Source organism: Streptomyces sp. SID5785, assembly GCF_009870065.1.
Lineage (GTDB): Bacteria > Actinomycetota > Actinomycetes > Streptomycetales > Streptomycetaceae > Streptomyces.
Genome location: NZ_WWIA01000682.1, coordinates 14,729 through 33,979 on the forward strand (window position 1 = coordinate 14,729; position 19,251 = coordinate 33,979).

Below are 19,251 nucleotides of genomic sequence, written 5' to 3' on the forward strand. Positions count from 1 at the left end.
GTCACAGGGCGGTGACCGCCGCGGCCGTGGTCGCGAGGGCCAGCACAGACAGCGCTGTGCGCAGGTAGTGGAAGCGGCGCCACAGGGGCCGGGGATCCGCCCAGTCGGTGGGGATGTCGGCGGGGTCGGTGATGGACTTCACCCGCCGGTTGATGGGCACGTTGCACAGGTGGGAGACGCCCGACACGCCGAGCAGCAGCACCGCGGAGACCACGAACAGGCCGCGGGCGCCGCCGTCGCCGAGGACGGCGAGGACCACGTTGACCGCGGTGGTGCTCAGCACGATCACGGGCATGGTGGGGTCCCAGTTCCGCCCGAGCAGCTGGTGCGCGTACACGTACGTGCCGGTGTCCATCGCGAAGAGCGCCGGCAGGACGCTCAGGGCGACGGCGAACAGCACGCCCGCCGTCACGCCGCCGCCCAGCAGGGCGGCGACGGCGAAGAACGACTCGGTGCCGGTCATGACGTGGCGGCCCCCGCGGGGTGGGTGTCCACCGTGAGCTGGGCGATGGAGCGCATGGTGGCCTCGCGGAAGTACGCGGCGAAGCCCTCGGGCGACTGCGTGTCGGTCTCGCGCGGCTTCGCGAGGTAGGGGGCGAGCTTCTCCTCCAGGATGTGCACGCCCTTCTGCGCGGCCATGTGGCGGCCGACGGCGGCGAAGTCGCCCTCGTAGTGGATGACCCGGATCAGCACGTCGTCCTTGATGAACACGCCGGTGCCGAGCAGCCGCCCGGCGGCGCTGCCGTCGTCGCCGCTGAAGTCCGGGGTGTCGACCCGCTGGAAGCCGGCGAAGATCTCGGCGATCTCCTCCTCGTAGCCGGGCTTCATCCGGTAGGTGATGGCGGCGTAGGGCATCAGATTCCTCCGTCTACTTCGATGGTGGTGCCGGTGACATAGGCGGCCGTGTCCCCGGCCAGGTAGAGGACGGCGCCGGCGACGTCCTCGGGGCGGCCGAGCCGGCCGAGCGCGGTGAGCGCCGTGAGCCGGGCGGCCAGCGGCGGCGGCAGCGGGTCGCCGTCGGTCTCGGTGACTCCGGGGGCGACCAGGTTGACCCGGACGCCACGGTCGCCGAGCTCCTTGGCGAGCGCGCGCGTGAAGCCGACCAGGGCCGCCTTCGACGTGCTGTAGTGCACGCCGAGCGGGCGGCCCCGCAGGGCCACCGAGGCGCCGATGTTGACGATCGCGGCGCCCTGCCCGAGCTGGTCGAGCACCTCCTGGGTGACGAGGTAGGCGGAGGTGGTGTTGTGGTCGAGGACCCGCTGCCACTCGTCGTCGGTGAGCTTCTCGAACGGGACGTGTCCGTCGACGCCGAGGTTGTTGACGAGGACGTCCAGGCCGCCGAGCCGCTCGCGGACCGCCTCGGCGAGACGCTGTGCGCCGGGCCGGGTGGTCAGGTCGGCGGCGACGAGCACGAAGTCGGCGCCGATCGCCTCGAGTTCGGCGGTGAGGGAGGCCGACGCGGCGCCGTCGCCGCGGTGGGCGACGGCGAGGGTGGCACCGGCCCGGGCGAAGGCCAGCGCCGTCGCCCTGCCGATGCCCCGGCCTCCCCCGGTGACGAGGACCCGCCGGCCGGCGAAGTCGGTCATCGCACCGCCCCGGCCTGCGGGGCGGCGGCGACCATCTTGAGCAGCATGCGCGGCGTCTCCGCCTCGGCCACCGCGTCGTCGTCGAGCACGACGCCGTACTTGCGGTTGATCACACTGGTGACCTGCAGCAGTGCGAGGGAGTCGTAGCCGAACTCCAGGAAGGGCGTGTCCAGGGCGCCCTCGCCCTCGAACGCCATGCCCTCCTCCGGGGCGCCGACGCATTCCAGGAGCAGCTCGCCGAGTTCGGACAGGGTGATGTCGCTCACGGTGGTTCCTTTCGTTCCTTCGGCAGGGTGTGGATCAGACGGAAACGGTCGGTGGGTGCCCGTGCGGCGGCCGGTCAGTGCCGGCCCACGAGCGGACGGCGGCCGTCGGGTACGGCGGCGGCCAGGTCGAGCTGCGGCGACGAGTCGAGCAGCGCCCGGTGCAGGTACTCGATGCCGGGCGACGGGTCCAGGCCGAGGGTCTGGTTGAGCGCGCCGCGCAGGTGGCGGTAGGCCTCGAGGGCGTCGCTGCGCCGGCCCGCCCGGTACAGGGCGAGCATCAACTGCTCGTGCAGTCCCTCGTGCAGGGGGTGGCGGGCGGCGAGGCCGCAGAGCTCGCCGACGAGTTCGCGGTGCCGGCCGAGCCGGAGGTCCGCCTCGATGCGGCCGTGCAGCACGCTCATCCGGGACTCGTCGAGCCGGGTCGCCTCGACCTCGAGGAGCGCCCCGCACTGCACGTCGGCGAGTGCCTTGCCGTGCCACAGGGCGAGCGCCCGCCCGAAGTACGAGGAGGCCTCGGCCCAGTCGCCCTGTTCGAGGGCGCGGTGGCCGACGGAGGCGAGGGCGTCGTACTCCTGTGCGTCGATGAGGCCGCCCTGGGTGTCCAGGCGGTAGCCGCCCGGCTCCGTGATCAGCACGCTCTTGGCGCCGTTGGGCAGGCCTGCGGCCTCGTCGCCGAGCGCCGCGGCGATCACGTTGCGGATCTGGAGGATGTAGGTCTGCAGCGTGGTCTGCACGCTGCGCGGCGGCTGCTCGCCCCACACCTCCTCCACGAGGGCGGCGACCGAGACGGACTCGTCGGCCTGGAGGGCGAGCAGAGCGAAGACCTTGCGCGGCTTGACGGCGGTGAGATGCACCGGCACTCCGGCGAGGGTGGCCCGGAACGGGCCGAGGACGCTGATGTCCATCCGCAGAACTCCTTCGGGAACGATGTGGTCAGCGGGCGGGCACCGGCGCCGTGGTGTGCAGCGCCTGCCCGACGGCCCGGGGCACCTCGCGCCCGCGGACGAAGAAGTGCGCGCCGGGCACGGTCCGGAGCGTGAAGCCGGCGCCCGCGCAGTGCTGCCACGCCCGCACCTGTTCGGCCGGCGCCATCCGGTCCTCCCGCCCGGCGAACGCCCCGACGGGGCTCGCGAGCGGGCGGACCGGCAGGGCGCGCAGCCCGCGGGCCAGGCGCAGGTCGGCGCGGAGCGTGTCGAGGGTGGCCCGGAGCCGGTCGGGGCTGCGCAGCAGCACCGGCGGCAGGCTCTCCTCGTCGGTCATCGCCGACATCAACGCCTCGTCCGTGAGGTCGTCCAGGTCGGTGCGGTCGAGCAGCTCCGAGCGCAGCTGCGGGGCGCTGCACGCCCCGACGAGCAGCATGTGCGGCGGGCGCCGTCCGGCGTCGGCCCGGTGCAGGGCGAACCGGTAGGCGACCAGTGCGCCCATGCTGTGCCCGTAGAAGGCGTGCGGCTCGTCGAGCAGCGGACCGAGGTCGTCCTCGAGTGCGGCGAGCAGGTCGGCGGGGTCGGTGAGATGCGGCTCGCGGCGCCGTGTCTCGCGGCCCGGCAGCCGGACGGGCAGGACGTCCACGCCCGGCCCCACGCGCTGCCGCCAGCCGGCGAAGGCGAGGGCGCCCGCTCCGGCGTGGTGGAAGCACAGCAGCCGGACGCCGGCCGGTCCGGCCTGCGGCCGCACTGCGAGATAACGCTGCACCTCGGCCTCCTCGGGTCGTGCACCGCCGGTCGGGTGCGGGATCCGAGGGTCACCGCACCGCCTGGAAGGGCGCTCAACGCGCGCTCAAACGCGGATCGGCGAGGACCGGGAGCAGCGGCCGGTCCGAGGGCCGGCCGCCGAAGCCCGGGTCGTACACGGCCGCGCTGACCATGTAGGCCTCGTCCACGAGCCAGCTGTGGAAGGACCACTCCCAGCCCGCGCCCGGGGTGCCGTCCGGCCGCAGCATCTGGACCTGCCGGTCCTCGGGGGTGAAGCCGAACTCGGTGAAGCGGAACCTGAGGCCCTGTCCGATGGCCTTGCTGTAGGCCTCCTTGAGGGTCCACAGGCGCACCAGTTCGCCGTTGCGGCGTTCCTCGGGGACGCTGTGCACCGCCTCGAGTTCGTACGGAGTGCACACCTGGCGCTCGGTGCCGAGGCCCAGCATCCGGCGGTCGGCGTTCTCGGCGTCGACGCCGATGCGGCCGGTCCGGGTCAGGCCGACGACGAGGAGGTCCTCGGTGTGGCTGAGGCTCACGTCGAGCTGGTCGACGCCGCGCAGGTGGGGGCGGCCGCCCGGCTTGTAGGCGAGTTCGAGTTCGTCGGAGGTGGTGCCGAGGACGGCGGCGGCTGCGGACTTGAGGAGCAGCCGGGAGGCGACGAACCGGGACCGGTTGGGCGCGTGGTTCATCTCGAGGAGCCGCTGGTGGTCGCGGCCCAGGGCGGCGGCGAGGCCGGGCCCGTCGAGGTCGTCGGGCACCCAGTCGGAGACGGCCGCGTAGACGACGGACAGTCCGGCCGACTCGACCTCGCGGCGGACCGGCAGCCAGGAGTCCGCGGGGCCGCGGTTGCGCAGGGGCCGCATCACGCCACCGGCAGTCCGGTCACGCGCTCCAGCCGGCCGGCCAGCGCGCCGAGGGTGTGGTCCCCGACGAGCAGGTCGGGCAGCGACACGTCGCGCACCTTGGGCAGGCGGGTCTCCAGGCGGCCCTTCAGCTGGAGCAGCATCACGGAGTCGAGTCCGAGGTCGTGCTGGAGGTGCTGGTGCGGTCCGAGCCGGCCGGGGGGCTGGTCGAGGACCCGGGCGGTCTCCTCGAGGAGCACGGTGAGCACCTCGGTGTCGGGGGCGGGCTCTTGCGGGCTGGTGGGCATGGACCTTCCTCGTTCCTGATCTCGTCGGCTTCTCGTCGGCTTCTCGTCTGCTTCTCGTCGGCTTCTCGTCTGCTACTCGTGGGGTGCTCAGGGGGTTCGGCGCGTGCTCAGCGGCCGAGCTGGGTCGCGTACAGGTCGAAGCTGCGGGCGTCGTCGAACCGGTCGAGGACCTCGCTCAGGAGGTGGTCCGTGCCCTCCTCCGGGGGGTGCACGGCCGTGCGGTCCAGGCGTCCGACGACGCGGGCCAGCGCCATGGCCGCCCAGGCGGGGTCGGCGAGCAGCCCCGCGTCCGGGTCGCCGGCCGCGTGGTGCCACACTCCGAGGCAGGCGGCCCCCGCGACGATCAGGGCGTAACGGTCGGCGAGGGCGTAGACGCGCGGGCTGAGCGCGGTGCCGGGCGGGCGGGCCGCGAGCCGCTCGCCGTCCTCGTGCAGCAGGCGCAGTTCGCGGGCGAGCGCGTCGGCGGCCTCGCCGAGCGCGCCGCCGAACTCCCCGCGCGCGGACCGGGCGCTGGCCACGGTGGTCGTCAGCGAGTCGAGGAGAGTGTCCCGCCGCGCGGGCCGGGTCAGTTCGTCGGGCCGTACGGGCGGCAGGTCGTCGTGGTGCGGGCGGAACAGGGCGGCGGTGCCGTCCGGGCCGTCCGGGCCGTCCGGTGCGCCGGTCAGGGTGGGCAGCCGCAGCAGGTGTTCGACGACGGCGGACCGGCTGGCCACGGTGCCGGCGCTGCCGAGTCCGATCATCGGCAGGTCCCTGGCGGTCTTCTGGAACATGCCGTAACTCCCCGCCGTGGCATAGGACTCGGACCCGAGCACCACCGACAGGTCGTAGACCATCTCCGTGAGGAACGTGGGCAGCAGGTACTTCACGACCGCGCTCAGGATGCCGCTCTCGCGGGGCAGCAGATGCACGCCGCGCGTCGCGACGAGGGCGAGGCAGTCGCAGATCAGCAGGTCGGTGAAGGCGTCCACGAGGGCGGAGCGGGTGCGGGCGCTGCGCAGCGAGGCGCGGCTGCGGGCGCGGTGGGCGCGGGCGAACGCGACGGTGGTGCGCAGCGCCGTGTCGGCGCAGCCGAGGGCCATCGACGGGCCGGTGCTGCGGGTGACGGGGAAGGCCCGGTCGGCGAGGAGGGTGCCGCCGCCCTCGGGGCCGAGGAGCCGGCCGCTGTCGACGTGCCGCCCGCTGAACTCCAGGCCGTGGACGGCGCAGCCGCGGATGCCGCTGGTGCGGCGCCGGGGCGACAGGGCGAGGCCGTCGCCGTGCTGTGCGGGGCCGGGCAGCAGGAACGCGGTCTGGGCGTCGGGCCCGGCCTCGGGGGTGTGTGCGAACACGACGAGGGAGTCGACGCGGGCCGCGTTGTTGAGCGCCTCCTTGCGCCCGTCGAGGCGGTGGCCGCCGGGGACCCGGCTGGCGGTGAGGCGGTTGTGCAGGAAGTCGTTGCCGGGGGTGGGTTCGGGGTAGGCCCCGGCCATCCGGCCACCGTTCAGCAGGAGTTCGGCGGTCTGCGCCTGCTGGTCGGGCGTGCCGTCGGCCCAGACGAGGACCGCGGCCAGGTAGGAGGTCATGCCGTAGCCGAGGCCGAGGGCCGCGTCCCGTCGGAACACGGCCCTCAGCACCCGGGCGAGGACGTCCAGCCGGTCGAGACGGCCGCCGAGGGCGCTGGGGACGAACTCGGCGTTGAGCCCGAAGCCGTCGAGCAGCCGTTCCGCCGCGGGCAGCAGGAGCTGTCTGCGGTCGGCGGCGAGGAAGTGGTCGGCGCCCAGCGGGTTCCCGGGGTCGTCGAGGTCGCCGAGGTCGTGCTCGAGCCGTGCCATGCGTTCCTGCGCGGCGCGTTCACCGGCCTCCGCCCTGTTCACCGTCGTGGTCATGGCCTTCTCCGTCCTCGGTCGGGTCCCGCTGCGGCTCTGCCTAACCGGTGCGGCTCAAGAGGCCCTCAAGCCGTCCGGGGCATGATCCAGAACGTCCGCGCCGACCGGCCAGCGCGGAACGGGTGTGCCGTCGTCGGCGAAGTCGACGCCGCCCAGCCACATCGACCCGTAGGCCACGAGTGCGTACCAGACCGGCCTGACCAGGCGGTCGACCGCGAGACCGGCGAGCGTGCGCCCGGTGCCGCCGGTCGGTATGCCGACCTCATCGGTGGTGGTCATGTGGATCCCTTCTTCGGTTGCCCCCGGCGTTCCGCCGGGAGGGGGAGTGTCCGCGCCGGTGCTCGGCGGCGTCTCGAGAAACCCTCGGAGGCGGCGGGCGGCGGGCCGTTCCGGCGGCGCTCGAGCAGGCCTCGAGCGGGACGTGGTCGACTGACCCGACGCGCACGTGTGTACGCGCTCAGGGGGAGAGCAGCAGGAGGTGTGCCGATGCCGCAGCGTGATCCCGTCAGCCGCGTCACGGCCCTGCAGCACTTCAGGACGACCGCGCCGGATCCCGCGTTCGAGGACCGGCTGCGCGGGTACGTCCGCGGGCGCGAGGGGCTCAGGGGGCTCGCGGGCGGATCGACACTGCGCCTGCTCGCACCGGACGCCGGCTATCTCCGGCTCGACCGGTGGGAGGGGATGAACGAGCTGGTGCGCTCCACCCACGCCGAGGGCTATCTGCCGCGCCTGGCCGACGCCGCCGGCCCGGCCGCCGTCGACCTGCACCTCATGGTGAGCGTGGGCCGGATGCCGGCCACGGTGCCGCTCGGCGAGGCCGGCCGGGTGACGGTGGTCCGGGCCTCGGTGGCCGAGCGGCCGGTCCGCTTCGAGCTGGACTTCGGGGCGCTCGTCGGCCACTGCGTCACCGCCGGGGACTACGGCGGGAGCGAGCTGCTGCGCTCGGTCACCGACCCGCGCGCGTACACGGGCCTGCTGTGGTGGCGGCCCGGCGGCGCCGGGGAGCCGGAGCCCGGCACGGTGTCGACGCCGGGTTTCGTGAAGCGGGCGGCCGAGCTGTCCGTCTCGGCGGAGGTGGCCGAGTTCCACGCCGTCCCGGTGGGCGGCGCCTGAGCCGGTGGCCACCGGGCCGCGAGCGGCTCTCGAGGGGGCGCGGCCACCCTTGGTCCATGGATTCCCCTGTCTCTCTGGTCATCGTGCGCGGCCGGCCCACCGCCGAGGAGGTCGCGGCCGTCACCGCGGTCCTGCTCGCCCGTCTCCAGGTCAGCGCCGATCAGGCGGCCCTCGGGGACGCGGGGGGCGGGGGCGCCGCACGGGCCGGATGGGGCGCCGGGCCGTCGCGCCGCCGCTCCCCGGTCGGCTGGTCCCACGGCTGAGTGCGGCCGGATCCGAACGGCGGCCGTCGAGCTTCCCTCTAGCAGACCGGTCCTACGTTCAATTTCAGGCTGGTTCTGAGCGCTCGGTGACATGCCGGACGCCCGCACGACGTCTGCACAGGGGGACCACATGTCCGAACACCGCACCTTTGTCGAACTGATAAGCGATCACATCAGGCGGTCGCCCGACCGTCAGGCTCTGCATCTGCTGCCGGAGAGCGACGAGGCCGGCCGCGCCCGACAGGTCTCGTACCGCGCCCTGGACACCGCGGCGCGCGAGCTCGCCGGCTGGCTCCAGGCCCGCGGCGCCACGGGCGAGCGGGTCCTGCTCATGCACGCGTCCCGGCACCAGTTCGCGGTGTCGCTGCTCGCCTGTCTGTACGCGGGCGCCATCGCCGTCCCGGTGCCCGCCACCGGGCGCGGCCGGCACCACCTGCTGCGCGTGGCGGGCCTGGTCAAGGACGCGGCGCCCTGTGCGACGTTCACCGACGCCGCGCTCGCCCCCGACGTGTCGCGGCTCCTCGCGTCCTGCGGCTACGGCTCGGTGCCCTGCCTCGCCGCCGACGCGGTACCGGTGCGCAGCCCGTGGGAGATGCCGGAGCTGACGCCCGACACGGTCGCCTACCTCCAGTACACGTCGGGCTCCACCGGGGCCCCGCGCGGTGTGGTGGTCACCCACGGCAATCTGCTGGCGAACCTGGAGGCGATCGCCGCGCTGACCGGCGCCGCCCCGGGCGAGCGGGTCGGCGGCTGGCTGCCGCTCCACCACGACATGGGCCTGGTCGGCCAGTTGCTGCTGCCGCTGTACCTGGGCGGCACCTCCGTGCTCCTGTCCCCCGGGGCGTTCCTCAAGCGCCCGGCCCGCTGGCTGGAGGCGATCGGGCGGTACGACATCACGGTCAGCGGCGCCCCGGACTTCGCCTACGACCTGTGCCTGCGCCGGGTGACGGACGAGCAGGCGGCGCAGCTCGACCTGTCCCGCTGGCGCACCGCGGTCTCCGGCGGCGAACCCGTCTCCGCGGCGACGTCCAGAGCCTTCGCCGAGCGGTTCGCCGCGGCCGGATTACGACCGGGAGCCCTGATGCCCTGCTACGGGCTGGCCGAGGCGACCCTGCTGGTCTCCGGGGAGCGCCGCGAGGCGGGCCCGGTGGCGCGCGCCGTCGACGGCGCGGCCCTGGAGCGGCACGTGCTGCGCGACACCGCCCCCGGGCGGCCGGAGCGCGAACTCGTGGCGTGCGGGCGGCCGGCCGGCGCCGAGGTGGCGATCGTCGACCCGCAGTCGCTGCGCGTGCTGCCGGACGGCCACGTCGGCGAGATCTGGGTCCGCGGCCCGGGTGTGGCACGCGGCTACTGGCGCGACGCCCCCGCCGCGGGCGAGGTGTTCGGGGCCTCGACGGCGGAGGGCGAGGGCGGCTATCTGCGCACCGGAGACCTCGGCACCCTCCTCGACGGCCGTCTGATGGTGACCGGCCGCCACAAGGACATGATCGTGGTCGCGGGACGCAACCTGTACCCGAACGACCTGGAGCACGCGGTGCAGCGGATCAACTCGCTGTTCGGCACCGGCACCGCGTTCTCCGTGCCGGGCGAGCGCGAGCGGGTCGTCCTCGTCCAGGAACTGCGCACCCACAAGCCGTACGGCCTCGACCTGACCGGGCTCACCGCCGACGTGGAGCGGTGCCTGGCCGAGGAGTTCGAGGTCGCGGTGGACGGCGTGCTGCTGGTGCGGCCCGGCACGATACGGCGCACCACGAGCGGCAAGGTCGAACGGGCAGCCACCCGGCGGCTGTTCCTCAACGGCGAGATCAAGCCCCTGCACCAGCGGATCGACGAGGAGCTCCTGCCCGCGGCCGCCCGGCCGTCCGGTGTGGCACACAGTCGTTGAACGGGTCGGAGAGGAGCAGACGGTGAGCGGATCCGGACGGGAACTGCCCGACGAGCAGGGCTGGGTGGAGTGGCTCCTGGAACGGGTGGCCGAACAGGTCCGCCGCGACGTGCGCGAGGACATGCCCCTGGTCGAGTGCGGCCTCGACTCGGTGGCCCTGCTGAGCCTGTACGGCACGGTCGAGGACACCTTCGGTCCGCTCCCGCAGGAGCCGATCGACGTGTGGCCGTACCTCACGGTGCGCGCGCTCGCGCGGCGCCTCGCGGGCCGGGACCGGGCACCGGAGTCCGACGGCCGGCCGCGCACCGCGCTGGTCTTCACGGGGCAGGGCTGCCAGCACCCGCGGATGACGGAGGGACTGCACCAGCACTGCACGTCCTACCGGCACCACCTGGCCGCCGCCGACGAGGCGCTCGCGCCTCATGTGGGGCGCTCCGTCGTGGAGTTGATGCTGGGCGACTCCCCCGCGGTGCACGAGACGGAGCTCACCCAGCCCGTGCTGTTCGCCACCGGGTACGCACTGGCGGCCACGCTCCTGGAGGAGGGGGTGCGACCGGTGGCCCTGCTCGGGCACGGTGTCGGGGAGTTCGCGGCCGCGACCGTCTGCGGGGCGCTGTCGCTGCCGGACGCGGCGCGGCTGGTGGCCGCGCGCGGCGCGCTCATGCAGCAACTGCCGTCCGGCGGCGGCATGATGGCGACCTGCGCCGACCCGTTCGAGGCCGCCGAGGCGGCCGCCGCCGAGCCGGGCGTGTCCATCGGCGCCCTCAACGCGGCGCGCGCCACGGTCCTCTCCGGCGATCTGCCGGGGCTGCGCCGGGCCTCCGGGCGGCTCGGGGAGCGCGGCATCTCCAGCGCCTTCCTGAAGGTGACGCACGCCTTCCACTCCCCGCTGATGGAGCCGGTCGCCCCGCTCCTGGAGGAGGCTGCGCGCCGGCTGCCCGCGCGGACTCCGACGGTGCCCTTCTACTCCACGGTGTACGGCCGCCGCTACGACGCCCCGCTGGACGCCGGGTACTGGGGCCGCCAGGTCACCTCGCCCGTGCGGTTCGCCGACGCGACCCGGGCGCTGCTCACCGAGCAGCGGCCCACGCACGTGGTCGAGGTGGGCCCGAAGGCGGTACTGCTGCCGTTCGTCCGCCGCATGGGCGGCCGCTCGGGCCCACGCTGTCTGGCGATGTGCCGCGGCCCGCGCACCAACGCCGTCGACCTCGCGGGCACGCTCTCCGCGCTCGACGCGGGCCCGCTGGCGGAGGACACGGGCCGCGCCCGCTGGTGAGCCCGGCCGGACGACGTTCCTTCCGGACGGCGGCCTACGGCACCCAGCCCGCCTCCTCGGCGATCCGGATGGCGTCGACCCGGTTCCTGGCGTGCAGCTTGTCCACGATGGCCGTCAGGTAGTTGCGTACCGTGCCGGGCGTCAGGAACAGCTGCTGGGCGATCTCCTCCGCGTCCGCGCCCTGCGCGGCGAGCCGCAGCACCTGCGTCTCGCGCGGGGAGAGCGGGTTGTCCGGTGCCTCCCAGGCACTGAGGGCCAGTTCGGCGTCGATGACCCGGCCGCCGCCGGCCACCGAGCGGACCGCCTGGGCCAGCCGGTCCGGGGGCGAGTCCTTCAGCAGGAAGCCGGACACCTGCGCGGCCATGGCCCGGCGCAGCGTGCCGGGCCGCCCCAGGCTGGTGAGGATCAGCGTGCGGCACTCGGGCAGCTTGGCGCGCAGCTCCGCGGCGGCGGTGAGCCCGTCGGTGCCCGGCAGGTCGATGTCGATGACGGCGACCGCCGGGCGCACCTCCAGCGCCGTCTTCACGATCAGATCGCCACGGTCCACCGAGGCGACGACTTCCATGTCCGGTTCCATCTCCAGCAGCGCCACCAGTGCACCACGGATCATGTGCACGTCCTCGGCGAGCAGCACCCGCACCGACAGCATCCGTTCCCCCTGTTCCCCCGTGAATAGATCAGGCCGCGGCCGCGCCGGTGGCGCGTACGGCCGACCCGTCCGCCGTGACGGGTCTGACCGGCGCCTCCGCCACCAGCCGGAACCAGCCGTCCTCGTCCGTCGACACGCTCAGGCAGCCGTCGATGCCGCCGAGCCGGGTGCGCAGGTTCCCGAGGCCGCTGCCGCTGGCGTCCGCCGCCATCGGGCCCCGCCGGGCCGTCACACCGTCGTTGAGCAGTGTCAGGCGCACCCGTTCCCCTTCCGTCACCGCTCTGATGGTGCACGACTGCACCTTGCTGTGCCTGAGGATATTCGTGACTCCCTCGCGCAGGGCAGTGGCGAGCACGGTGTCCACCACCGGGTGCAGCCGCCCGCAGGCGATGTCCATGTCGACCCGGACGTCCGCGGCCGCCATGACGTCGGCGACCGAGGCGGCCTCGGACTCCAGCGACATCTCCCGGTAGCCGCTGGCGACCAGGCGCACGTCCGCGAGGGCCTGCCGGGAGACGCCGAGCACCCCGGCCACCTCCTCGCAGGCACGGTCGGGGTTGGCGGGGATGAGCCGGTGGATGAGTTCGCTCTTGAGCGTGATCGTCGACAGGCTGTAGCCGAGGAGGTCGTGCAGGTCGCGGGCGAAGCGCAGCCGCTCCTGCGTGACGGCCATCCGGGCCATCTCGGCGCGGGCGGCGTGGACTTCGCGGACGAGGTCGGTGAGCCGGGTGAGGCCGAAGATGACCAGCCCGGTCAGCGCCGTGGAGACGGTGAAGTAGCCGGTCTCCAGGGCCGAGACGTGGTCGGCGGCGGACCAGCCGAGCAGGGACAGCACCACGATGCCGTACCCGGGCCAGGCCAGCCGGGCCGGAAGTAAGAGCAGAATCGATCCGCCGAGGGGTCCTGCCATGCTGCCCCACGCGACGCCGAACCAGAACATGGGCACGTACGTGAGCAGCGTCAGGGCCACGAGCGCGAAGCCGCGCCGGCGCGGCGACCAGTCCCGGGCGCCGGGCGCCGCGACCGTGAACTGCACCCCGTAGAGCACGAGTACGGCGGCGACGCACAGCCCGAGGAGCAGCCCGCCGGACACGCCGTTGCGCACGTTGAGCAGGGTGATGATGCCGAAACCCGAGATGACCGTGGTGCTGATGCCCTGGGCCAGCCGCGGCGCGGGTACGTCCGGCCGGCCCCCTGTACGTCTCGCCGCGCCCGAAGGACTCCGCATCACATATCCCCCTGTCCGCCTGCCGGTTCCCGGGACGGCGATGCGGCGCACCCGGGTCGCGGATGCGCCGTCATGACCGCCCCGAACCCGAAGCCCCCCAAGGGGATTCGGGAGCTCTGGGTTCGAACTATAGGCCGTGGCGGAGCTGTGCAGGAAACATGTGATAACTGCAGACGAGCACCGGCGGTCGGGACGGTGCCGCGGTGGGCGCCGGGCCCCTCGTCAGACGGGAAGCGGAACCGGGTTGAGCTCGCCGAACCGCAGCGGACGGGAGACGAGTCCCAGCCGGTGCGGGACGTCGTAGAGCCGTCCCGGCGCGAAGCGCGCGTAGAACGGGCGCAGCCCCGGTACCACCACCTTCACCACCGGAATGCCCACGTCCGGCCGGGTCTGGTCGAGCACGAGGACCTCGAGCCCGTGCCGTTCGGCGAGAGCGCACACGTGCTCGACGTCGTCCAGGAGGTCCTCGGTGCGCGGCCGCTGCGCCCAGGCACCGGGACCGCGCGCCGACTGCCCCGGATCCGCGAGGAGTTGCGGCTGGGCGAGGACCGAACCGCCGGGCATCGGCTGAGGCGCGGGCACCAGTTGGGCCGCCTCCGTCACCGCACGGCGCAGTGCGAGCCGCGGGTCGAAGTGCGCACCGAAGCCGCACACGAGGTCCGGCTCCGCGTCACCGGCCGGCCGGGAGACCGCCACCATGACGGGCACGCCCAGGTCACCGGTGAGGTCGATGGCCTCGACGGTGCGCCCGGCCCGCGCGAAGGAGTCGCGCAGCCGCGCCAGCCACGGTGCGTCGAACGCGTCGAGGTCCACCGCGGGCAGCCGCAGCCGGTTGTACCACCACAGAGCCACCGCGTCCCGCTCGACGACCTCCAGGAAGCCCTGCACCACGGCGTCCTCCAGGCTGCTGCCCGCCGCGTTGCCGTTGGAGTCGGCCCACAGTCCGTCGGCCGCCCCGCCCGGGGTGTTGTCGAAGTACAGCGTCGAGGTGGGCAGCAGCCGGTGGACGCCCGCCGTGAGCGACCACACCGGCGTCCAGTCGGTGACGGCCCCGGTGTCGAACGGCCGGGCCACCTGGTGGAAGGGCCCGTGCACGGTGTTCCACCGGTCCCGCTCCGCGTACTGCCGCGCGTGGAACAGCTGGTACGCGTTCGGATGGACGGCCCGCGGCCCCAGCCCGGCGTGGGTGTCGCGCACGGTCAGCTCGTCGCCCTGCCGGGAGGCGCTGTACCGCTCCACCGCCTCGCACAGCGCACTCGCCCGCGCCTCCACCGCGCTGGCCCCCTTGCCCCCGCTGCGGGAGCGCAGGACCCGGCGCATGTCCGACGCCGAGCTGCCGCGCAGCGCCAGGTTGTGCCCGGAGTCGTAGGCGTACATCCCCTCGGGCATGCCCGGCAGCGGGCGGATGCCCGTCACGACACCGGTGACCTGGCCGACCAAGTGCCGGTGGCGCTCGAGCATCTGCTCGGCGGACAGCGCCCGGTCGTTGCTCCCGGCGCCGGCCGCCTTGGGCCGGGACACCAGCGTGACCGGGCGCCCGGTCTGCTCGGCGACCAGCCCCGGGTCACCGCAGTCGGGACACTGCGGGCGCCGGGTGACCTCGTGCCGGGTGGTGCCCAGCGTGAGGCTGTCCAGGACGGACACCGACCGTTGCTCCGGCAGCCGCAGCCCGGCCAGCCACTTCGACGCCTCCAGCGCCGCGGCGTTCAGGCCGAGCGCGCGGACGACGCCCAGGGACGGGGCGGGACGGGGCGCGGGTCCGTCGAGGCCGAGCGCCCGTTCCACCTCGCTCTCCGCGCGCCGGTGGGCGCGCAGCCGGTGCGCCAGACAGCTCCAGCAGGGGCCGTCGCCGTCCGGTGTGAAGACCGGGCCGGTCCAGGGCTGCGCGCCGTACGGCTTGGCGAGCAGCCAGGGCCGGCCGAGGCCGCGCAGCCGCGCGGCCTCCTGTCGCAGTCCCGGGTGCAGATAGTCCTCGCAGAGCACCAGGGCGAGCCCGGCGTCCGCGCGCTCCGGCGCGGACACGACGGTGAACCCGGCGGCCCGGCACACCGCGTACGCCTCGTCCGGGTCGAGGTCACCGACGACGACGAGCTCGACCGGGGTGCTGCGGACCAGGCGCTCGGCCGTCGTGCCCTCGAGACCCGCGCGGTCCCAGTAGGCCTCCGCGGACCGTCCCTCGTCGCCGGCGTCCTCCGCTCGCCGGCCCTCGGGGCGGTATCCGACCAGGTTGGCCTCGGCCAGCCGCCGTACCAGGTGTCCGGCCTCGGTCACCGGCATCGCCGATGCGGCCTCCTGGAGCAGCTGGGAGAGCGTGCGACTGCCGTCGAGCAGCGGGACCAGGGTCTCCACCCCGGCGCCTCTGACCGTCGTCACGTCCGTGTCCGACCACATGAACACGGCCTCTCCGGGGACCGCGTGGGCCCGTACGTGGCGCTTGAACGCCACGTACGGCCCACCGGACCCGGACCGGTCGGTCGCGCTCACGCACGGGCCCCGGGAACCGGCAGCTCCGGGGACCAGCAGGTGCACCAGGTCGCCCGGGCGTCCGCCCCGGCGTTGCTGAGGCTCTCCAGGACGCGGTCGCCGCCGGCCGGCACCAGGGCGGCCTCGTCGGACGGCAGACCGAACTCCCGCAGGACCGCGGTGCGGTCCGTGTCCAGCCGCCCGGCGAGCTCCGGCTCGAGACCCGTGCGGGCGGCGAGCTCGGCGAAACGCATGATCTCTTCGGTGACGTTCATGACTGCTCCTTGTGTGAGCCGTCCGGATCCGACGCCCGGACGTGCGAGTTCGGGACGAACGAAGTACGAAGAACGACGTGCGAGGTGCGAGGTGCGCTGTGCGCTGTGCGCTGTGCAGGTGCGCTGTGCAGGTGCGCTGTGCCATGGCGCCGTACGCGACACGAGATACGAGACGCGCTGTACATGAGGCGCTGCGGGGTGAGGCCGGCTCGAGCGGTGTTCCGTCGGCCTGTGCTTCGAGAGTCTGGATCGAAGGCCCTGTTCGAGGACAGTGCCACCGTCACAGGAGCGCCATGAGATTTTCATGATTGAGCGCATGCGTCACTCACTGGGCCGGCGGCCCCCGCGGTGCGACTCTCGGTGAACCGGATTCAGCGCACACCGCCGGGAGTCACCACACCGGGTGACGCGTTTCCTAGGGGGAGAGACATATGGAGATCAACGTCCTGGGAGCTCTCACCGCGCACGAGCGCGGGCTCCCGGTGGTACCCACCGCCGCGAAGCCGCGCCAACTGCTCGCCCTGCTCGCGCTGCACGCCGATCGCGTCATCGCGGTGCCCACGCTGATGGAGGAGATCTGGGGCGAGAACGTGCCCCGCAGCGCCTCCACCACCCTGCAGACCTACATCCTCCAGCTGCGCCGGCGGATCTCCGTCGCGCTGGCCGACGACCCGGCGCTCGACGCCAAGGACGTCCTGGTCACACGGCTCGGCGGTTACCTGCTGCGGGTCGAGCCGGGGCAGGTCGACGCCCACGAGTTCGAACGGCTCGCGGACAGCGGCCGCAGCGCCTTCGAGGTCGGCGACCACCGCGCCGCCTCCGACCTGCTGCGCCGCGCCCTGGCACTGTGGCAGGGTCCGGCCCTCGTCGACGTACCGCTCGGCGCCGTGCTCGAGCTGGAGGTCCTGCGGCTCAACGAGGAGCGCACCACGGTCCTCGAGCGCCGGATCGAGTCGGACCTGCGGCTCGGCCGGCACGCCGAGGTGGTGCCCGAGCTGCGGGTCCTCGCCGCCCGGCACCCCCTGCACGAGGGGTTCTGCGCCCAGCTGATGCGGGCCCTGCACCGCACCGGCGGCAGCTGGCGCGCCCTGGAGGCGTACCAGAAGCTGCGCAGTTCGCTGGTCCGCGAGCTCGGTCTCGAACCGTCCGCGGTGCTCCAGGAGTTGCAGCAGGCGGTCCTCGCCGGCGACCCGGACCACGCGCTGCACCCCGCGTCCGCGGACTGACGGCCGGACGCGCGCGAGCACCGCGCGAGCGCCGCGCGAGCACCGCTCAAGGGGGTGCGCCGCGGCCGTTCGAGGCGGCGTGCCGGGGGTCTCGAGCCGGGGTCCCTACGGTGCCGCAATGACGACCTTCGACGAACTGCTCGCTGTCGCGCCGCCGCCCGATCTGCGCCGCTCCACCGACGAGTTGAAACGGCTCAAGAAGGAACTCGGCCGCGGCCCCGATCCCGAGGCCACCCGGCGCCAGCACGCCAAGGGCAAGCTCACCGCACCCGAACGGCTCGAACTCCTCTTCGACGACGGGACGTTCACCGAGATAGAGCCGCTGCGCCGGCACCGGGCGACCGGTTTCGGACTCCAGGACCGCAAGCCGCACGGCGACGGCGTCGTCATCGGCTGGGGTCTCGTGCACGGCCGCACCGTCTTCGCCTACGCGCACGACTTCCGGGTCTTCGGAGGGGCCCTGGGCGAGGCGCACGCCGAGAAGATCCACAAGGTCATGGACCTCGCCGAGGCGGCGGGCGCCCCCGTGGTCGGCCTCAGCGACGGCGCGGGCGCCCGCATCCAGGAGGGCGTCACCGCGCTCGCCGGATACGGCGGCATCTTCCGCCGCAACACCCGTTCCTCCGGGGTGATCCCGCAGATCAGCGTGGTGCTCGGCCCGTGCGCCGGGGGCGCGGCCTACTCGCCCGCGCTCACCGACTTCGTGTTCATGGTGCGCGGCACGTCCCAGATGTTCATCACCGGTCCCGACGTGGTCCAGGCGGTGACCGGCGAACAGATCACGCAGGACGGTCTGGGCGGGGCGGACGTGCACGCCTCCCTGTCGGGGGTCTCCGGGTTCGTGCACGACGACGAGGCCGACTGCCTCGCCGACGTCCGCTACCTGCTGTCCCTGCTCCCGCAGAACAACCGCGAGATGCCGCCGGTGGCCCCGAGCGACGACCCCGCGGAGCGCCGTACGGACGCGCTGGCGGCGCTCGTGCCGGCCGACCCCCAGCAGGCGTACGACATGCGCGCGGTGATCGAGGAGATCGTCGACGACGGCGAGCACTTCGAGGTGCACGCGGGCTGGGCGCAGAACGTGGTGTGCACCTTCGCGCGGCTCGACGGCCATGTCGTGGGCATCGTCGCGAACCAGCCCGCCGCCCTCGCCGGGGTCCTGGACATCCACGGCTCCGAGAAGGCCGCGCGGTTCGTGCAGACCTGCGACGCCTTCAACATCCCGCTCGTCACCCTGGTCGACGTACCGGGCTTCCTGCCGGGCGTCGACCAGGAACACAGCGGCATCATCCGGCACGGCGCGAAGCTCCTGTACGCGTACTGCAACGCGACCGTGCCGCGGATCTCCCTGGTGGTCCGCAAGGCCTACGGCGGCGCGTACATCGTGATGGACTCCCGCTCGATCGGCGCGGACCTGTCCTTCGCCTGGCCGACGAACGAGATCGCGGTGATGGGCGCCGAGGGCGCGGCCAACGTGGTGTTCCGCCGGCAGATCGCCGCCTCCGACGACCCCGACGCCACCCGGGCGCGGCTGATCAAGGAGTACAAGGCCGAGCTGATGCACCCGTACTACGCCGCCGAGCGCGGTCTGGTCGACGACGTGATCGACCCGGGCGAGACCCGGGCCGTGCTGATCCGCTCGCTCGCCATGCTGCGGGCCAAGAAGGCGGACCTCCCGGAGCGCAAGCACGGCAACCCTCCCATGTGAGCCACCGGGCGGGTCCCGCGGACGGGACCGGGCGGCGGCACGCCCCCGGCCCCTTCCACGCACACTCCCCGCCACAACACCTGATGTCACAACGCCTGGCGCCGCATCACTTGATGTCACAACTCCTGGACGTAGCGCTTGGCGAGGCGCAGGGACACCCCCGGGTGCCGGTCCCGGACGGCCTTGATCGCGGCGACCTCCCCGCGGTCGCGGCGGACGGAGCGCACCCGCCCCTCGTCGACCGCCCGCCGGAACCCCTCGTACGTCCCGTACGTGTGCCGGAACTCCGCCTTCCGTCTGCGCGTCGCCCGTTCCGACGCGGCGAGCACCGCGCAGGTGACCACCAGGCCGAGCGTCACTTCCATACCGCCGATCACGCCGTCTCCCCCGTTCCCGCACCGCCCGGACAGGCGGGCATCGACGATCAATCTAGTGGCCGGGGGTGACGAACCGGGCGGGTTCGGACCCGGCGGGCGGGTCGCTCCAGCGCGGCGCGAGGCCGGCGTCGAACAGTCGTGATCAAGCCGTAGCCGGAAGTATGGCCTCCGTCACAGCCCACTGGTCTAGTCCTTGCTGAAGTGTCCGGATGCGCACACTGCGAAGACTA

General features: G+C 73.8%; 21 protein-coding genes. 6 read left to right on the plus strand and 15 right to left on the minus strand.

Annotated elements, in window-relative coordinates; genetic code table 11:
* Position 1 precedes the first annotated feature (1 nt).
* From GTW43_RS22175 to GTW43_RS22220, 10 genes are all read right to left on the minus strand, one after another.
* On the minus strand, positions 2-463 hold the full coding sequence (locus tag GTW43_RS22175) for a DUF1772 domain-containing protein (RefSeq protein ID WP_161303769.1): 462 nt from the start codon (positions 461-463) through the stop codon (positions 2-4).
* Positions 460-855, minus strand: coding sequence for a SchA/CurD-like domain-containing protein (locus GTW43_RS22180; protein ID WP_161303770.1), 396 nt, complete (start codon positions 853-855; stop codon positions 460-462). The genes GTW43_RS22175 and GTW43_RS22180 overlap by 4 nt, the downstream gene beginning before the upstream one ends.
* Entirely contained in the window at positions 855-1,586 is a 732-nt protein-coding gene (locus GTW43_RS22185; RefSeq protein ID WP_161303771.1) for an SDR family oxidoreductase, read from the minus strand. The genes GTW43_RS22180 and GTW43_RS22185 overlap by 1 nt, the downstream gene beginning before the upstream one ends.
* The gene (locus GTW43_RS22190; protein WP_161303772.1) at positions 1,583-1,852 is read right to left on the minus strand and encodes an acyl carrier protein; all 270 of its coding nucleotides are present in this window, start codon (positions 1,850-1,852) and stop codon (positions 1,583-1,585) included. Before GTW43_RS22190 ends, GTW43_RS22185 begins: the two co-directional genes overlap by 4 nt.
* A gap of 74 nt (positions 1,853-1,926) precedes the next feature.
* A complete protein-coding gene (locus GTW43_RS22195; protein ID WP_161303773.1) occupies positions 1,927-2,757 on the minus strand; it encodes an AfsR/SARP family transcriptional regulator in 831 nt (276 codons plus the stop codon).
* Between the two features lie 28 nt (positions 2,758-2,785).
* Positions 2,786-3,544 carry an alpha/beta fold hydrolase gene (locus GTW43_RS22200; protein ID WP_161303774.1) on the minus strand — a complete coding sequence of 253 codons (759 nt, stop codon included), beginning with the start codon at positions 3,542-3,544 and terminating at the stop codon, positions 2,786-2,788.
* A gap of 73 nt (positions 3,545-3,617) precedes the next feature.
* Complete coding sequence (locus GTW43_RS22205) at positions 3,618-4,406, minus strand: 4'-phosphopantetheinyl transferase superfamily protein (protein ID WP_161303775.1); 789 nt, start codon at positions 4,404-4,406, stop codon at positions 3,618-3,620.
* Entirely contained in the window at positions 4,406-4,693 is a 288-nt protein-coding gene (locus tag GTW43_RS22210; protein ID WP_161303776.1) for an acyl carrier protein, read from the minus strand. Before GTW43_RS22210 ends, GTW43_RS22205 begins: the two co-directional genes overlap by 1 nt.
* Before the next feature lie 107 nt (positions 4,694-4,800).
* Entirely contained in the window at positions 4,801-6,558 is a 1,758-nt protein-coding gene (locus GTW43_RS22215) for an acyl-CoA dehydrogenase (protein ID WP_161303777.1), read from the minus strand.
* Positions 6,559-6,612: 54 nt separating this feature from the next.
* Positions 6,613-6,837: a hypothetical protein gene (locus GTW43_RS22220; RefSeq protein WP_161303778.1), complete on the minus strand. Its 225-nt coding sequence runs from the start codon at positions 6,835-6,837 to the stop codon at positions 6,613-6,615.
* A gap of 207 nt (positions 6,838-7,044) precedes the next feature.
* Here GTW43_RS22220 and GTW43_RS22225 point away from each other — a divergent pair, with 207 nt between their 5' ends.
* The 4 genes from GTW43_RS22225 to GTW43_RS22240 all read left to right on the plus strand — a co-directional run bounded on the left by GTW43_RS22225 (position 7,045) and on the right by GTW43_RS22240 (position 11,095).
* A complete protein-coding gene (locus tag GTW43_RS22225) occupies positions 7,045-7,671 on the plus strand; it encodes a hypothetical protein (protein WP_161303779.1) in 627 nt (208 codons plus the stop codon).
* Positions 7,672-7,727: 56 nt separating this feature from the next.
* Positions 7,728-7,934: an acyl-CoA carboxylase subunit epsilon gene (locus tag GTW43_RS22230; RefSeq protein ID WP_161303780.1), complete on the plus strand. Its 207-nt coding sequence runs from the start codon at positions 7,728-7,730 to the stop codon at positions 7,932-7,934.
* Positions 7,935-8,064: 130 nt separating this feature from the next.
* Entirely contained in the window at positions 8,065-9,819 is a 1,755-nt protein-coding gene (locus GTW43_RS22235; RefSeq protein WP_161303781.1) for a fatty acyl-AMP ligase, read from the plus strand.
* Positions 9,820-9,841: 22 nt separating this feature from the next.
* Positions 9,842-11,095: an acyltransferase domain-containing protein gene (locus GTW43_RS22240; RefSeq protein ID WP_161303782.1), complete on the plus strand. Its 1,254-nt coding sequence runs from the start codon at positions 9,842-9,844 to the stop codon at positions 11,093-11,095.
* A gap of 34 nt (positions 11,096-11,129) precedes the next feature.
* Here GTW43_RS22240 and GTW43_RS22245 read toward each other — a convergent pair whose 3' ends face one another.
* The 4 genes from GTW43_RS22245 to GTW43_RS38215 form a co-directional block, all read right to left on the minus strand.
* Positions 11,130-11,744, minus strand: coding sequence for a response regulator transcription factor (locus GTW43_RS22245; protein ID WP_161303783.1), 615 nt, complete (start codon positions 11,742-11,744; stop codon positions 11,130-11,132).
* Between the two features lie 28 nt (positions 11,745-11,772).
* Positions 11,773-12,972, minus strand: a complete 1,200-nt coding sequence (locus tag GTW43_RS22250) for a histidine kinase (protein WP_161303784.1) — start codon at positions 12,970-12,972, stop codon at positions 11,773-11,775.
* A 222-nt stretch (positions 12,973-13,194) separates the two neighbouring features.
* Positions 13,195-15,456 carry a TOMM precursor leader peptide-binding protein gene (locus GTW43_RS22255; protein ID WP_343246091.1) on the minus strand — a complete coding sequence of 754 codons (2,262 nt, stop codon included), beginning with the start codon at positions 15,454-15,456 and terminating at the stop codon, positions 13,195-13,197.
* Entirely contained in the window at positions 15,453-15,710 is a 258-nt protein-coding gene (locus GTW43_RS38215; RefSeq protein WP_161303785.1) for a hypothetical protein, read from the minus strand. Before GTW43_RS38215 ends, GTW43_RS22255 begins: the two co-directional genes overlap by 4 nt.
* A 431-nt stretch (positions 15,711-16,141) precedes the next feature.
* Here GTW43_RS38215 and GTW43_RS22265 point away from each other — a divergent pair, with 431 nt between their 5' ends.
* Both GTW43_RS22265 and GTW43_RS22270 read left to right on the plus strand, forming a co-directional pair.
* Positions 16,142-16,936 (plus strand): AfsR/SARP family transcriptional regulator, encoded by a 795-nt coding sequence (locus GTW43_RS22265; RefSeq protein ID WP_161303786.1) that lies wholly within the window; start codon positions 16,142-16,144, stop codon positions 16,934-16,936.
* 118 nt (positions 16,937-17,054) lie between these two features.
* Positions 17,055-18,644, plus strand: coding sequence for an acyl-CoA carboxylase subunit beta (locus GTW43_RS22270; RefSeq protein WP_161303787.1), 1,590 nt, complete (start codon positions 17,055-17,057; stop codon positions 18,642-18,644).
* A 116-nt stretch (positions 18,645-18,760) separates the two neighbouring features.
* On the opposite strand, the gene GTW43_RS22275 is transcribed toward GTW43_RS22270, so the two are convergent.
* Entirely contained in the window at positions 18,761-19,021 is a 261-nt protein-coding gene (locus GTW43_RS22275; RefSeq protein ID WP_343246092.1) for a hypothetical protein, read from the minus strand.
* Positions 19,022-19,251 lie beyond the last annotated feature (230 nt).